Genomic DNA, 13692 nt, shown 5'->3' with positions numbered 1-13692 from the left:
TGCCTGCCGCCTCCGCCTGGCGACGGCGCATTAACTGCGCCCGTGCGAGACTCTGTCCGCACTTACAAGGAAGATCTCATGGCCCGTCGCGTCGAGACCCCGCTGCGAACATCCAAGCAGGATATCGACGCCACGCGCCACGTGCCCGAAACGCCGCAGACCCTGTCTTCGGCCTATCGGCTGGCCTTCTCCGACGAGGAATTCATGACCTCCGAGGATACGCGCGGCATCCGCTTCCAGCTCGAATATCTCAAGGCCGAGTTTCGCCTGCGCGAGCGCGGCATCCGCTCGACCGTGGTGCTGTTCGGCGGCGCGCGCATCCCCGAGCCCGGCAAGCCGGCCTGGGCGGCGCGGAACCCGACGCAGAAGGCCAACCTCGAAGCCGCTTCACGCTATTACACCGAGGCGCGGCGCTTTGCCCAATACGCTTCGCTGACTTCGAAAGCGCTCGACCATCGCGATTTCGTGGTGGTCACCGGCGGCGGGCCGGGCGTGATGGAGGCCGGCAATCGCGGGGCTGCCGATGTGGGCGCACCCTCGATTGGGCTCAATGTGGTGCTGCCGCACGAGCAGGCGCCCAACGCCTTCGTGACCCCGGAACTGAGCTTCAACTTCCACTATTTCGCCACCCGCAAGATCCACTTCCTGTTGCGGGCCAAGGCAGTAGCGATCTTTCCGGGCGGCTTCGGCACGCTCGACGAGTTCTTCGAAACGCTCACCCTCATCCAGACGGGCCGTATGGAGCGGGTGCCCGTGCTGCTGTTCGGCGCCGAATTCTGGACCAAGGTGATCAATCTCGAGGCGCTGGCCGAAGCCGGCACCATCGCGCCCGACGACACCCGGCTTTTCACGGTGGTCGATTCCGCCGAAGAGGGCTGGAACTGCATCCGCAACGCCTACAACCTGCCTGAGGTGGCGCTGGCGACGTAGTCAGGCTGTGGCCGAGGCGACGTCGGTCTGCGCGAAATCATTGCCTACGAACAGCAATGCGCATTCCTGCGCCATTGCCAGTTGGTAGGCAAAGCAATCCCCAAAATTAAGACCCGCCGGATGACGGCCCTTCCCCCATGTGGCGAAGGCCTGCGCGGCGCGTCGGGCCGCTGCCCCGTCCAGGGCAACGATGGTTACACCAAGTGTGGTGACCAGCGCTTCCAACTCCTCGAGCAGGTCGCGCCGTTCCGCGACGATGAGGGCTTCGGTCAGCGTCGCGGATGAAATGAGGATTTCGGTTTCCCGCAGCAGGCAGTCCTGACAGTCTTCATGACCGGGCTCCTCAAGCAGGATCGCCATCAGCGCAGACGTGTCGACCACGATCATTGCGGCAGACCATCATCTCCATAAAGGTCCGGCGCATCTGGCACTGTCCGCACTTCCGCGCGCTTTCGCCGAGCCCGGACGAGGATGGCCTCAAGCGCGTCGCGCCTGGCCTCGCGACTGGCCGGCGTGGCAATCGCGACGATGCGGGCTGCCGGCACGCCGTGGCGCGTCAGGATGACTTCGTCACCGGTCTCGGCGCGTCTGACCAGATCGGTCAATCGCCCCTTGGCCTCGGATACGGATACCCTCATTTTGCATCCCTTCGCTTTCCGCAGCCAATATGGACCATCGTCTGGTCCATTTCAATTTGTCACGGCAGGCGGGCGAGGAAGCTGGCGAGGTCGTCGGTGATGTGGTGGACGTGCTCGTCCTGGCTGCGGGTGAGTTCCCAGGCTTCGACCTGCTCATGGGCGAAGCCCTGTCCGGCCACGACCTGCACGGTGATCATGCCGGTATCGTGCGGGACCTTCAGGTTCTTTTCGAGGTCGTCGAACATGGCGGCGTTGCGCGAGCCGATGCCGTGGGCGGCAAAGAAGGCCTCATAGGCCACCGGCAGCGGCTTGGGCTGGTACTTCATGGCCCGGATGTCGAAGATACCCTCGAAAAGCCCGGCGGCGCCCACCTTGTCGAGCACAGCTTCGGCATGCCCGACATCGGCATTGGTGAGGATGAACTTACGGCCCGGCAGGGCCTTGATGGCCGCAACCAGATCGGGATGGGGCGCGACGCCGGAATAATCGATGGCGTGGACCTTGCCCAGAAAATGGTCGGGGTCGATCTGGTGGGTGTGCATCAACCCGTTGAGGGTGGTGCCGAAATCCTTGTAGTAGCGCTTCTGCAGCGCCCGCGCCTCGGCGAAATCGAGGCGCGTGACGTCCATGACGTAATGGGTGATCAGGGTATCGATCTGCGCGAACAAATTGCATTCGCGCGGATAAAGCGTGTTGTCGAGGTCGAACACCCAGTCGGTGACGTGGGAGAGCGAGCGGACGGGGCGGGGAGCGATCTGGTTCATGGCGCAATCATAGCGCCAATTGCCGGGAAGCTCACTCGTTTTGCGGTCCGCTCGCGCCGCATTTACCCGCGCGGGTCGGCGCCGGGCCGGGGCAGGCTGCGGGGGGCCTGGTCGGTCTCCTCGCCGGCCTCGTCGTCCTCGAGGAGCTGCTCTTCGAGCCCGCCATCCTCCATCATCATGTCGAGCATCTCATCGACCGGCAGGGTCTCGAGATCGATCGGTACGGGGTTGAGGCCGTTGGCCGAAAGCGTCACCGTCATGCCCTCGGGCGCCGTCTCCGGGGTCTCTTCGGCGGCGAGGAGCGCGAAGCTGAAGGGCGGATCGAAGGCGACGCGCAATTCGAGCGATCGGGGATCGCGCAGGAACGCATCGGCGGCCTCGGCGAGGCGGGCCGCATCGCCCACCGTGCCGCTCGAACCCAGCAGCACCGGCAGCTGGAGCACGAGGCTGTCGACCGCCTCCTCCTTGCTCACGCCCTGCGCCTCGGCCGAAAAGCCCAGCAGCGCATCGATGAGGCCGAGCTCCTCGAAACGCAGGGCGATGTGGCCGAGTGAAATGGCCGAGAGCATTTCCTCGCCGATGGCGAGTTCCTCGGCGGCGCGGGCTTCGGGATCGGTGACACCGGCCAGCGTCCGCTGGGTTTCGGCGATGCGGTCGAGCACGGCGGCGGTGTAGCCCAAAAGCTCGAGCGAGAGATTGAACTTGCCAATGCCATCGATGGTGATGGCGGTTTCGGGAATGTCCATGCGGCCGGTGGCGAGCGACCAGCTCGCCTTCTGGTCGATGCGGCCGGTGAGCTCAGTCTTGCCCAGGATGGCGAGGCCCGCCTCGAGTTCGAGCCCTTCGATGCCGGAGAGGTCCATGGCGATGCCGGTGAGGCTCGACACCGTGTCAAAGACCGGACCATCCGCGCCGTCGGTGACCGCGATGTCGGCCCGGGTGGCGGCGATGGTGAGGGGCGGGGCATCCTCGATGGTGATGGTGATGGGACCGGTGCCGCCCCCGGTGATGAGGCGCATTGCCTCGGTGGCGGAAATGTCGGGGCCGGCCGGCAGGTCTATGCCCTCGAGCACGAGGTCTTCGACCGAAAAGCCGAAGCCCTCCATTTCCATCGCGAAATCGGGCAGCACCATGCGGGTGGCGGTATAGCCGCCATCGGCCTTGGCCGCGACGCCCTCCACCACCACCGGGCCGGGAATGGCGAGCGACCCCAGGAGTTCGCCCATGCCGCCAAGGGCCACCGTCACGCCATCATAGGTGATGGTGCCATCGGCCGCGGTGCCGGTGCCAAAGCTCAGCTCATAGCCCGAATAGGCATAGGCGGCCGCGAATTTGGCGGCAAAGTCGGCGGCGTCCTGAGCGAGCGCCGTGCCGGGCAGCAGGGCGAGCCCGCCCGCGACGAGCGTTGCGCGAAGGGCGTGCAGGCACTTGGTCATCTTCGTCCCCTTGAGCCGATCGCATCGGCCCTGTTGATATCGTCGCCCGGCGCTGAACCGCCGCTGAATGGCTTTCGCTCAGCGCCTCAACGCACGAGCAGCGTGCCGGCGCCATGCTCGGTGAAGAGTTCCACCAGCACCACATGCGGGGTCTTGCCGTTGAGGATGACCACGCCCTCGACGCCCGAATCGAGTGCCTCGAAGCAGGTTTCGACCTTCGGGATCATCCCGCCCGATATGACGCCCTCGGCGATCAGCTGCTTGGCCTCGCGCATCGACAATTCGGGAATGAGCTTCTTGTCCTTGTCGAGCACGCCATCGACATCGGTGAGGAACAAGAGCCGCTTGGCCCCGAGCGAACCGGCGATGGCACCCGCGAAGGTATCGGCATTGATGTTGTAGGTCGCCCCGTCGCGGCCCGGCGCGACGGGCGCGATCACCGGGATCATCTCGGAGCGCGCCAGAAGATCGAGCAGCGTGCGGTCGACCTCGATCGGTTCGCCGACAAAGCCCAGATCGAGCACCCGCTCGATATTGGAGCCGGGATCGCGGAACTTCTTTTCGGCCTTCCTGGCAAAGACCATGTTGCCATCCTTGCCGCAGAGCCCGATGGCCCATTCGCCCTCGGCATTGATGAGCGCCACGATTTCCTTGTTGATCGAGCCGGCCAGCACCATCTCGACGATTTCCATCGTGCGCTGGTCGGTAACGCGCAGGCCGCCCTCGAACTTGCTCTCGATGCCCAGCTTGGCCAGCATCGCCGCGATCTGCGGCCCGCCGCCATGCACCACGATGGGGTTGACCTTGGACTGCTTGAGCAGCGCGATGTCGCGGGCAAAGCCCTGGCCGAGCTTGAGATCGCCCATGGCATGGCCGCCATATTTGACCACGACGGTCTTGCCCTCGTAGCGCTGCATATAGGGCAGGGCCTGGGCGAGGATGGCGGCATCGCGGGAGAAGGCTTCGGTATCGGGCATCAGGAACTTCCGGAGATCGGGCGCGGGCACAAGCTGCTATAGTGAAAAATCACCGGCGGTGAAACCGCCTGGGGTCTTGTAGAGCAATGATTGCGGCAGTTTTCCGCTGCAACCTCCGCCCTTGAACGCGCGAGGCGCGCCAAGGTGCCCGAGACATCTGGCCTTGCGGCTCCGGGCCGGCTAGGGTCGCGCCATGGCCGTGTCGAGCGACGATCTTTCCCAGCTGCTTTCGCGCGTCGCGCTCGGCGACCGCGCGGCGTTCCGGCGTCTTTACGATCTGACCGGCGCGAAACTTTTCGGCGTCGCGCTTCGTATTCTTCGCAACAGGGCTGAAGCCGAGGAGGCGCTGCAGGAGGTCTATATCAAGATCTGGCAGCGCGCCGGCCGCTTCGCCGGCGGCGGGGCCAGCCCCATCAGCTGGCTGGTGGCGGTGATGCGCAACCACTGCCTCGATCGCCTGAGGGGCCGGCGGCCCCCGGCTGCCGATGTCGACGCCGCCTATGACATAGCCGATCAGGCGCCGGACCCGGAGATGGCCGCCATGGCCGGGGACGATTCGGCCGGGATCGCCCGCTGCCTGGCCGAGCTCGAGCCGGCGCGCGCCGATGCGGTGCGCGGCGCCTATCTCGATGGGCTGAGCTATGAAGAGCTGGCGACACGCCACAGCGTGCCGCTCAATACCATGCGGACCTGGCTGCGGCGCAGCCTCATCCGCCTCAGGGAGTGCCTCGAACGGTGAGCGTGGACGACGACATCGGTGAAAGCGATCGCGACAGCGTGCTGGCGGCGGAATATGCGCTGGGCCTGCTTTCGCCTGCCGATCGCGCCGCCTTTGCCGCCCGGCTCGCCGACGAGCCGGGGCTTGCCGCCCTCTTGGCCGGCTGGCAGGCGCGGTTTGCGAGCCTTGATGGCGAGTTCGAACCGGTGCAGCCGCCGGCGGCAGGTTTTGCGCGGATCGAGGCGAGGCTCTTTGAGCCGGCGAACGCGCGCAAGGCGGGCTGGTGGGATTCCCTCGCGCTCTGGCGCGGCCTTGCCGCCGGCGCCTTGGCGGTTGCGGTGGTAACGACGAGCCTTGCCCTGATGCGGCCGGCGCCGGCCGACCCCACCGTTCTTGCCACGCAACTGGTGGCGGCGCTGCGCGCCCAGGAAGGCAGCGGGGTCGAATTCGTCGCTTTCTACGATGCGGCGAGCGCCACGGTGCGCCTTGCTCCGCTATCGGGTGCGGCAGTGCCGCAGCGCGACTACGAGCTCTGGCTGATCGCGGGCAGCGCCGCGCCGGTCTCGATGGGCGTGATCCCGGTGGCGCGCAGCGCCGTGCCGGTGAGCGAACCGCTGAGAGGCGAGCTGGGCGCCGGCGCGACGCTGGCCGTCAGCCTCGAGCCCGAGGGCGGTTCGCCGACGGGGAGCCCGACCGGGCCGATCGTGGCGCTCGGACCCGCCATCGCCATCTGAGGGCGATGATCAGGGCAGCCTGCGCACCAGCGCCATGATTTTTTGCAGCAGCGGGTTCTGCGCCGCCTCGCGATAATATTCGGTGCCCAGCCGCTTCACGATTTCGGTCAGGGTCGGGTAGGGGGCCACGAACGCCATCAGGTGCCGGGCCGACAGCTTGTTGGCAACGCAGAAGGCGAAAAACGCCGTGAGTTCGCCTGCGCCCGGGCCCACCACCGAACCGCCCAGGATGCGGCCGCGGCGATCGGTGATCAGCTTGGCGAGCCCATGCGTCTCGAGCTCGGTGCGCGCCCGGTCGTTCTCGCCAAAGCTCGCCCTGAGGATGCGGAACCGGTCCCCCAGCCTTTTGCGCGCTTCGGGTTCGGTGAGCCCGACCTGCCCGATCTCGGGATCGGTATAGGTCGCGACCGGGATGATGTCGGGGTTCTGCCGGACCGGCAGGCCGAAGAGCGCGTTGCGGATCACGAGACCCGCCTGATAGCTGGCGAGATGGGTGAACTGCGCCCCGCCCGCCGCATCGCCGATGGCATAGACGCGCCGGTTGCTGGTGCGCAGGCCGGCCGAGAGCACGATCCTGTCGGGCGCATCCTTGCGGGTGCGGATGCGCGCCTTTTGCAGATCAAGCCCCTCGAGGTTGGGCTTGCGGCCGGTGGCGAGAAGGATGTGAGAAACGTCGAGCCGCTCCTCGCCATTTTCGGAGCGGATGACGACGCCGATGCCCATGCTGCGCGCGATGACGCGTTCGACTGCGGTATTGGCGCGGATCGCCACCCCGTCGCGCGCCAGCCGGTTGAGCGCGACTGCGGCCAGTTCGGGGTCGGTGCGGCCGAGCGGGGTGCCCGCTTCGACCACCGTCACCTCCGAGCCCAGCCGGCGATAGGCCTGCGCCAGTTCGAGCCCCATCGGCCCGCCGCCAACGATGAGCAGGTGTGTGAGCTTTCGCGTGTTGTCGAAAATCGTCTCGGAGGTGAAATACGGCACCGCGTCGAGCCCGGGAATGGCAGGCACGACCGGCCTGGCCCCGGTGGCGATGACGAAGCGGCGGGCCCTGATTTCGGCTTCGCCAACCATCACGGTGCGCGGATCGGTGAAGCGCGCCTCCCCGATGAGCACAGTGCAGCCCATGGCGCGGAAACGCGCCTCCGAATCGTGCGGGGCGATGCCGGCGATGACCTTCTGGACATGGTCATGCACCTTGCGGAACTGGATGCGCGGCTCTTCGGGCGTGATGCCATAGGCCTGGGCGTTGCGCATGGCGTGCGCCCGATAGCCCGCCGCGATCAGCGCCTTGGAGGGCACGCAGCCGCTGTTGAGGCAATCCCCGCCCATCTTTGCGCGCTCGATGAGCACCACCGACGCCCCGAAGGCGCGGGCCGCGGCGGCAACGCTCAGGCCCGCCGAACCTGCGCCGATCACGCAGAGATCAGGTGTCATCCTCTCGGTCACGGCGCGGCAGTCCTTCGGGTTCGACAGAGGGCCGGGAGGGCTGCGCGAGCGTCGGCCGGAGACGCTTCAATAGCACCGGGATGAGCGCGACAACAGCCAAAAGCAGAAAGGCGACCAGCATCTGGGGGGCGAGGAGGTCGGCCGGCCCGAAGGGCGTGCCACAGGGCGAGACCCCCGCGAGGCAGGCTTCGCCGCGCTCGGCAACGATGGCCCTGAGCCCCGCCCCGGCGGTGACATAGGCGATGGTGCCGGGGATGATCCCGACCAGCGTCGTCCACGCATAGGTGCGGAACGGCACCGCAAACAGCGCGGGCACGATGTTGACGAGGCTGAACGGAATGATCGGCGCGAGCCTCAGGAACAGGAGGTAATTGGCCGCGTCGGCCCGGAAGCCTTCGGCCAGCCGGTCGGTCCACGGGCCGGCCATGTGGGCAAACAGCGGCGAGAGGGCCGAGCGCGCGGCAAGGAACAGCAGGCACGCTCCCGTGGTTGCGGAAAAAAGCGCGATGGCCCCGCCCACCCACCAGCCAAAGAGCAGCCCCACCGCCACCGTCATGATCCAGCCCGCCGGCAGGCTGGCGGCGGTGGCCGCGACATAGATGAGGATGGTGAGAGCGATGGCGAGAGCCGGATTGGCATCGACCCACACCGCAACATGCTGGTAATTGAGCGCCAGCGCGTCAAAATCAAAGAGGCGATTGAGCCCGAGGCCGAGCGCGCCGGCCAGCACCACGGCGATGGCGAGGAGGGGCAGCCAGCGTCGGACGCCCGATGCTGCGCGGCGGGGCGCTCTGCGGCTCTGAAGGACGGGCGGGCTGGCCGATGAGGGGCGCAAGGGATCCTGGCTGGAACTCTGGGCAGGCCCCTTGGCTCAGCGCCGGACCGCCAGACCTGCTTAGGCCAATCGCGCGCCGATGTCGCCCCGTGTCACCGGGAGTTGAGGCGGGCGTGACGGCGGGGGCGGAAGATAAGGCGCCGCAACGGGGCGGATGCGACATTTGGGGGGCTCGAGGACCGTTTCGTCGCGTTGACTTGGCCCGGACGATTCCCTATAAGCCCGGCCAACCGCCGCAGGAGCGCGCGAAACGACGTTTCGTTTCCTGCGGATCCCGTCTTGCGCCAGATCGAGTAGAGGAACCGCGCCCGGCGTGGTCTGAGCCCATGAAACGTACATACCAGCCGAGCAAGCTCGTTCGCACCCGCCGTCATGGCTTTCGCGCCCGCATGGCAACCAAGAATGGCCGGAAGATCCTGAATCTGCGCCGCGCCGTTGGCCGCAAGAAGCTCAGCGCCTAAGGCCGGAGCCCGATGTCGGCCGACATCGGCGATGCCGGATCGACGCTGCACGACGCGCCCCAGCCGGCGCGACTGCGGCGGCTGAGCAAGAGGACGCAGTTCCTGAAGGCCGCCCGGGGCAGACGCGCCGGGCGTTCGGCGTTTACGCTGCAGGCCATAGCGGTCGAAGCGGCCGAGCCCGGCATCGGCTTCACCGTGACCAAGAAGACGGGCAACGCACCCGAGCGCAACCGCATCAAGCGCCGGTTTCGCGCCGCTGCCCGCGCCTCGGCCCTTCGCTTCCGCCCCGATACTGACTATGTGATGGTCGGCCGGCGCGAAGCGCTGGGCCAGCCCTTTTCCGCGCTTCTGGCCGACCTTGCCAGCGCGATCGACAAAGTCCACGCAAAAGCCGCCGACCGGCCCCGGAACCCCTGAGCATGACCCCTGACAATCGCAACATGATCCTTGCCATCGTCCTGAGCGTCATCGTGCTCTTTGGATGGCAATTCTTCGTTGCCGGCCCGCAGCTCGAACAGGCCCAGCGCCGCGCCGAGATCGAGCAGGCCCAGCAGCAGGCCGCCCAGGATGCCGGGCTCGCTACCCCTTCGACCGAAGGCTCGGGCACGGTGCCCGCCGCCGGCGTGCCGGGCGTTGCCGTCTATGCCACCCGCCAAGAGGCGGTTGCCGCAAGCCCGCGCGTCGCCATCGACACCCCCGACCTCACCGGCTCGATCAACCTCACGGGCGCCCGCATCGACGATCTGCGGCTCAAGGATTATCGCGAGACCATCGCGGCCGACAGCCCGATCATCACGCTGCTCTCCCCGGCTGGCGCGCCGGGCGGCTATTATATCGAGCAGGGCTGGGTGCCCGCCGGTACCTCGGGCATCGCGGTGCCTGACACCAATACGCCCTGGGCGGTTGAGAGCGGCAGCGCCGTATCGGTTGGCCAGCCGGTCGTTCTTGCCTGGGACAATGGGCAGGGCCTCGTCTTCCGCCGCACCATTTCCGTGGACGACCACTATCTCTTCACCATCACCCAGTCGGTGCAGAATACCGGCACGGGCGATGTGGCGCTCTACCCCTTCGCGCGCGTCGTGCGCCAGGGCACGCCGCAGGTGCAGAACTTCTATATCCAGCATGAGGGGCCGCTCGGCGTTCTGGGCAGCAACAACTGGGTTGCGCGCAAATATCACGACCTGCAGAACGAACGGCAGGTCGACGTGTCCAACACCACGGGCTGGATCGGCATCACCGACAAATACTGGGCCACCGCCGTCCTGCCGCGCCCCGATGCCGCGGTGAATGCCCGCTTCTCCTATTCAAACCCGGCAGGGGTCGACACCTACCAGACGAGCGTCGTCGAGACTGCGCCGGTCGTGGTTGCCGCTGGCGCCACCGCCACCCATGAGAGCTTTGCCTTCGCCGGCGCCAAGGAAGAGGCGGTCATCGCCTCCTATGAGCGCGATTACGGCTTCGACCGGCTCGAACTGCTGATCGACTGGGGCTGGCTGCATTTCATCACCAAGCCGATGTTCCACATCTTGAGCTGGCTCAACCATGTGCTGGGCAATTTCGGCCTCGCCATCCTGGCGCTGACGGTGGGCGTGAAGGCGATCTTCTTCCCGCTGGCCAACCGCTCCTATGCCTCGATGGCGGCCATGCGCCGCGTGCAGCCGGAAATGAAGGCGATCCAGGATCGCCACAAGGAAGACCGCGTGGCCATGCAGCAGGCCATGATGGAGCTCTACAAGAAAGAGAAGATCAATCCGCTTTCGGGCTGCTGGCCGATCCTGATCCAGATCCCGGTGTTCTTTGCGCTCTACACCGTGCTGTTCATCAGCCTCGAGATGCGCCATGCCCCGTTCTTTGGCTGGATCCAGGATCTTGCAGCGCAGGACCCGACCTCGATCTTCAATCTGTTCGGCCTTCTGCCCTATGAGCCGCGCAACGTGCCGATCATCGGCAGCTTCCTCGGCATCGGCGTGTGGCCGGTGATCATGGGCATCACCATGTGGGTGCAGATGAAGCTGAACCCGCCGCCGCCCGATCCGACGCAGGCGATGATCTTCTCGCTGATGCCGATCCTCTTTACCTTCATGCTCGGCACCTTCCCGGCCGGTCTCGTGATCTACTGGGCTTGGAACAACTTCCTCTCGATCACCCAGCAGTGGATCATCATGAAGCGGCACGGGGTGGAGGTCGATCTCTTCGGCAACATCATCAGTTCGTTCCGCCGCAAGCCGCGCCCCGCAACGGCTGAAAAGCCCAAGGCCTGAGCGCCACAGGGCGTGAGGCGTAAAGGCCTCAGCCCCGCCGCGCAGGCCGCCGACAAGGACGGCAAAGACAATGACACAGGCCGTCTACACCCCTGAAGCGCTCGAACGCGGGCGCCTCCTCTTCCTCCGCCCCTTCACCTTCGTGAAGGGCTGCGTGCGCATTGCCGATCTGCCGCCCATGGACAGGCTGGAGATCGCCTTCGCCGGCCGCTCCAATGTCGGCAAGTCCTCGCTGATCAATGCGCTGGCCGGCACGAGTGCGCTCGCCCGCACCTCGAACACGCCGGGGCGGACGCAGGAACTCAACATTTTCGAAGCCTATTCGGAGCCGCTGCGCATCGTCGACATGCCCGGCTATGGCTTCGCGCAGGCGCCCAAGCCCAAGGTCGAGGCCTGGACGCGGCTGATCCACGCCTATCTTACCGGCCGGGCGACGCTGCGGCGCGTCTATGTGCTGGTCGATGCGCGCCATGGCCCCAAGGCCAACGACCTCTCGGTGATGAACGAGCTCGATGGCGCGGCGGTGAGCTACCAGATCGTCTTGACCAAGGCCGACAAGCCCGGCCATGCCGAGCTGGCCCGCATCATCGCCGAGACCGAGGCGGCCGTGGCCAAGCGGCCGGCTGCGCATCCGCGCGTGATGCTGACCTCGTCCGAAAAGGGCACGGGCATTGCCGAACTCCGGGCCGAGATCGGTGCACTGCTCGATCACGCAGGTGTGATGCAACCGGGCTGATCGCTGACCTATTGTTGAGGCTGCGCGGGGGCGTTGTGATGGAGCTCATCATGAAAGCCGCGTTTGTCTGCCTCGGCCTGATGCTGGCATCGGCCTCGTCTCCCGTTCTTGCCCAGAACATGTCGGTGCCCGATGGGTTCACCTGCACGTGCTGGGCCGATATCGACCAGCCCATGCCGATGCCCGGGGGCGGGAAAAGCTATATCTGTCCGCCCGGCCCGCGCACGATCACGGAAAACCTGCCGCAGCGGACATTCATGCGCGGCGGCGACACCATCATCGCCTCGTGCGAATTGCCGCTTGGCAGCCCCAACGACAATCCCTCGACCTATGACCGCGGCAGCAGTGTCTCGGATGGTGAGGAGGGCGGCGGTCGGCAGCGCTAGAGCGCTATCTGGCCTCATTGATCATGGGTGCCTGCCGGACGCGGCAAGGACCCTAATCGTCGCATCGTTTCGGAGACCGTGCTGGCCGGGTTCCTGGACCAGCCCGAGAGGAGCGACCGGGTTCACACCCGGTCCATCCGCCTGAGCTCAGGATAGCGCCACGCCCAGAGCGCGGCTATGCCGACGCTGCTGATGCCCCCGATAACCACCGCCGGAACCGCGCCGATGAGGGCGGCGGCCGTCCCGGCGCGGAAATCGCCGATCTCGTTGGCCCCGGTATTGAACACCGCATTGATGGCATTGACGCGTCCGCGCGTTTCATCGGGCGTACGCAGCTGGATGAGGATCTCGCGCACGAAGATGCTGATCATGTCGCAGGCGCCGGCAAAGAACAGGGCGGCAAAGGAGAGCCAGTAGAGCGTGGAGAGCCCGAAGACGAGAATGCCGATGCCATAGCCGGCCATGGCGCCCAGCATCACCCAGCCGGTATGCCGGTGCAACGGGCGCCAGACCAGCAGCAGGGCCGCAAGCAGCGTGCCGGCTGCGGGCGCCGCGCGCAGCAATCCGATCTCCGCCGGCCCGATGAACAGCACGTCGCGGCCATAGACCGGCAGGAGGGCCGTGGCGCCGCCAAGGATGACCGCGACCAGATCGAGCATCATGGCGGCAAACAGCAGCCGGTGGGACAGTATGGTCCTGACCCCGCCCACGAGATCGCCGAGCCGCAGGGGCGTCGAGACGCGCTTCTGGCTGGTCGGGCCGATCAGCAGGGCGGCGACCACGGCGACGGCGAAGCCGACCGTGCCGGCCATCAGCGCATGCACGGGCCCTGTCGCATAGAGCAGGCCACCCACCACCGGTCCGGTGACGGCGGCGGCCTTGGTGGTGGTGGTGTTGAAGGCGATCGCGCGCGGCACCTGCGCGAGCGGCACGATATTGATCAGCAGCGACTTGAGGGTGGGCGCGTAGAAAGCCCGCACCACCCCGATGAGCACGAAGAGCAGCAGGATGGGCACGACCTCCGGCCCCCGCTCGGCCTGATGCCAGGTCAGGACGCCGGCTCCGAGCGCCCCGAGCAGGAAGGCGGCGGCGAGCACCTGCTTGCGGTCATGCCGGTCGACGACGAGCCCGGTGACGAAGACCAGCGCCAGCGCCGGGGCGAACATCATCAGCCCGGCGATGCCGAGGAAAAAGGCGTTGTCGGTCAGGTCGTAGAGCGCCAGCCCCAGCACCAGCAGCAGGAGGTGGGTGGAGAAGATGCCGGCAAAGCGGGCCAGAACATAGACGGCGTAGGATCGGGACCACATCGGCTTGCGCGCCTGAAACGAGACCCGCCTCTTAGGCGCGATTGCTGCCGCCGTCTACCGCAT

General features: G+C 66.7%; 16 protein-coding genes. 8 read left to right on the top strand and 8 right to left on the bottom strand.

Translation table 11 applies throughout. The features are described from left to right. The first annotated feature begins 78 nt into the window (after positions 1 to 78). Entirely contained in the window at positions 79 to 930 is an 852-nt protein-coding gene (locus tag BT183_RS17655; RefSeq protein ID WP_143145875.1) for an LOG family protein, read from the top strand. Here the strand turns inward: BT183_RS17655 and BT183_RS17650 are convergent, their stop codons facing one another. The 5 genes from BT183_RS17650 to argB all read right to left on the bottom strand — a co-directional run bounded on the left by BT183_RS17650 (position 931) and on the right by argB (position 4745). Then, the gene (locus BT183_RS17650) at positions 931 to 1317 is read right to left on the bottom strand and encodes a type II toxin-antitoxin system VapC family toxin (protein WP_072345917.1); all 387 of its coding nucleotides are present in this window, start codon (positions 1315 to 1317) and stop codon (positions 931 to 933) included. Then, positions 1314 to 1568 (bottom strand): type II toxin-antitoxin system Phd/YefM family antitoxin, encoded by a 255-nt coding sequence (locus BT183_RS17645; protein ID WP_072345915.1) that lies wholly within the window; start codon positions 1566 to 1568, stop codon positions 1314 to 1316. Before BT183_RS17645 ends, BT183_RS17650 begins: the two co-directional genes overlap by 4 nt. Before the next feature lie 59 nt (positions 1569 to 1627). Then, complete coding sequence (locus tag BT183_RS17640) at positions 1628 to 2332, bottom strand: pyrimidine 5'-nucleotidase (RefSeq protein WP_072345913.1); 705 nt, start codon at positions 2330 to 2332, stop codon at positions 1628 to 1630. Between the two features lie 62 nt (positions 2333 to 2394). After that, positions 2395 to 3768 (bottom strand): hypothetical protein, encoded by a 1374-nt coding sequence (locus BT183_RS17635; protein WP_072345912.1) that lies wholly within the window; start codon positions 3766 to 3768, stop codon positions 2395 to 2397. Positions 3769 to 3854: 86 nt separating this feature from the next. Beyond that, on the bottom strand, positions 3855 to 4745 hold the full coding sequence (gene argB, locus BT183_RS17630) for an acetylglutamate kinase (protein ID WP_072346379.1): 891 nt from the start codon (positions 4743 to 4745) through the stop codon (positions 3855 to 3857). Positions 4746 to 4944: 199 nt separating this feature from the next. Here argB and BT183_RS17625 point away from each other — a divergent pair, with 199 nt between their 5' ends. After that, positions 4945 to 5484, top strand: coding sequence for a sigma-70 family RNA polymerase sigma factor (locus tag BT183_RS17625; protein ID WP_072346377.1), 540 nt, complete (start codon positions 4945 to 4947; stop codon positions 5482 to 5484). Then, the gene (locus tag BT183_RS17620; protein ID WP_072345910.1) at positions 5481 to 6197 is read left to right on the top strand and encodes an anti-sigma factor; all 717 of its coding nucleotides are present in this window, start codon (positions 5481 to 5483) and stop codon (positions 6195 to 6197) included. Before BT183_RS17625 ends, BT183_RS17620 begins: the two co-directional genes overlap by 4 nt. A 9-nt stretch (positions 6198 to 6206) precedes the next feature. On the opposite strand, the gene BT183_RS17615 is transcribed toward BT183_RS17620, so the two are convergent. Both BT183_RS17615 and BT183_RS17610 read right to left on the bottom strand, forming a co-directional pair. After that, on the bottom strand, positions 6207 to 7643 hold the full coding sequence (locus tag BT183_RS17615; RefSeq protein WP_072345908.1) for a dihydrolipoyl dehydrogenase family protein: 1437 nt from the start codon (positions 7641 to 7643) through the stop codon (positions 6207 to 6209). Beyond that, the gene (locus BT183_RS17610) at positions 7621 to 8478 is read right to left on the bottom strand and encodes a TVP38/TMEM64 family protein (RefSeq protein WP_143145874.1); all 858 of its coding nucleotides are present in this window, start codon (positions 8476 to 8478) and stop codon (positions 7621 to 7623) included. The genes BT183_RS17615 and BT183_RS17610 overlap by 23 nt, the downstream gene beginning before the upstream one ends. Positions 8479 to 8804: 326 nt before the next feature. On the opposite strand from BT183_RS17610, the gene rpmH reads away from it, so the two are divergent. The 5 genes from rpmH (at position 8805) to BT183_RS17585 (ending at position 12322) form a co-directional block, all read left to right on the top strand. After that, the gene (gene rpmH / locus BT183_RS17605; RefSeq protein ID WP_072345905.1) at positions 8805 to 8939 is read left to right on the top strand and encodes a 50S ribosomal protein L34; all 135 of its coding nucleotides are present in this window, start codon (positions 8805 to 8807) and stop codon (positions 8937 to 8939) included. A gap of 12 nt (positions 8940 to 8951) precedes the next feature. Then, complete coding sequence (rnpA, locus tag BT183_RS17600; RefSeq protein WP_084603643.1) at positions 8952 to 9356, top strand: ribonuclease P protein component; 405 nt, start codon at positions 8952 to 8954, stop codon at positions 9354 to 9356. Between the two features lie 2 nt (positions 9357 to 9358). Further along, the gene (gene yidC, locus BT183_RS17595; protein ID WP_072345903.1) at positions 9359 to 11200 is read left to right on the top strand and encodes a membrane protein insertase YidC; all 1842 of its coding nucleotides are present in this window, start codon (positions 9359 to 9361) and stop codon (positions 11198 to 11200) included. A gap of 70 nt (positions 11201 to 11270) precedes the next feature. After that, positions 11271 to 11936, top strand: a complete 666-nt coding sequence (gene yihA, locus BT183_RS17590; RefSeq protein ID WP_072345901.1) for a ribosome biogenesis GTP-binding protein YihA/YsxC — start codon at positions 11271 to 11273, stop codon at positions 11934 to 11936. Between the two features lie 50 nt (positions 11937 to 11986). Further along, positions 11987 to 12322, top strand: coding sequence for a hypothetical protein (locus BT183_RS17585; protein WP_143145873.1), 336 nt, complete (start codon positions 11987 to 11989; stop codon positions 12320 to 12322). A gap of 122 nt (positions 12323 to 12444) precedes the next feature. Here the strand turns inward: BT183_RS17585 and BT183_RS17580 are convergent, their stop codons facing one another. Continuing rightward, positions 12445 to 13629, bottom strand: a complete 1185-nt coding sequence (locus tag BT183_RS17580; RefSeq protein WP_072345897.1) for an MFS transporter — start codon at positions 13627 to 13629, stop codon at positions 12445 to 12447. Between the last annotated feature and the right edge of the window lie 63 nt (positions 13630 to 13692).

It is taken from the genome of Devosia enhydra (assembly GCF_900119845.1).
In the GTDB taxonomy this organism is placed as follows: domain Bacteria; phylum Pseudomonadota; class Alphaproteobacteria; order Rhizobiales; family Devosiaceae; genus FPKU01.
This window is presented reverse-complemented; position numbering and strand designations above follow the sequence as displayed.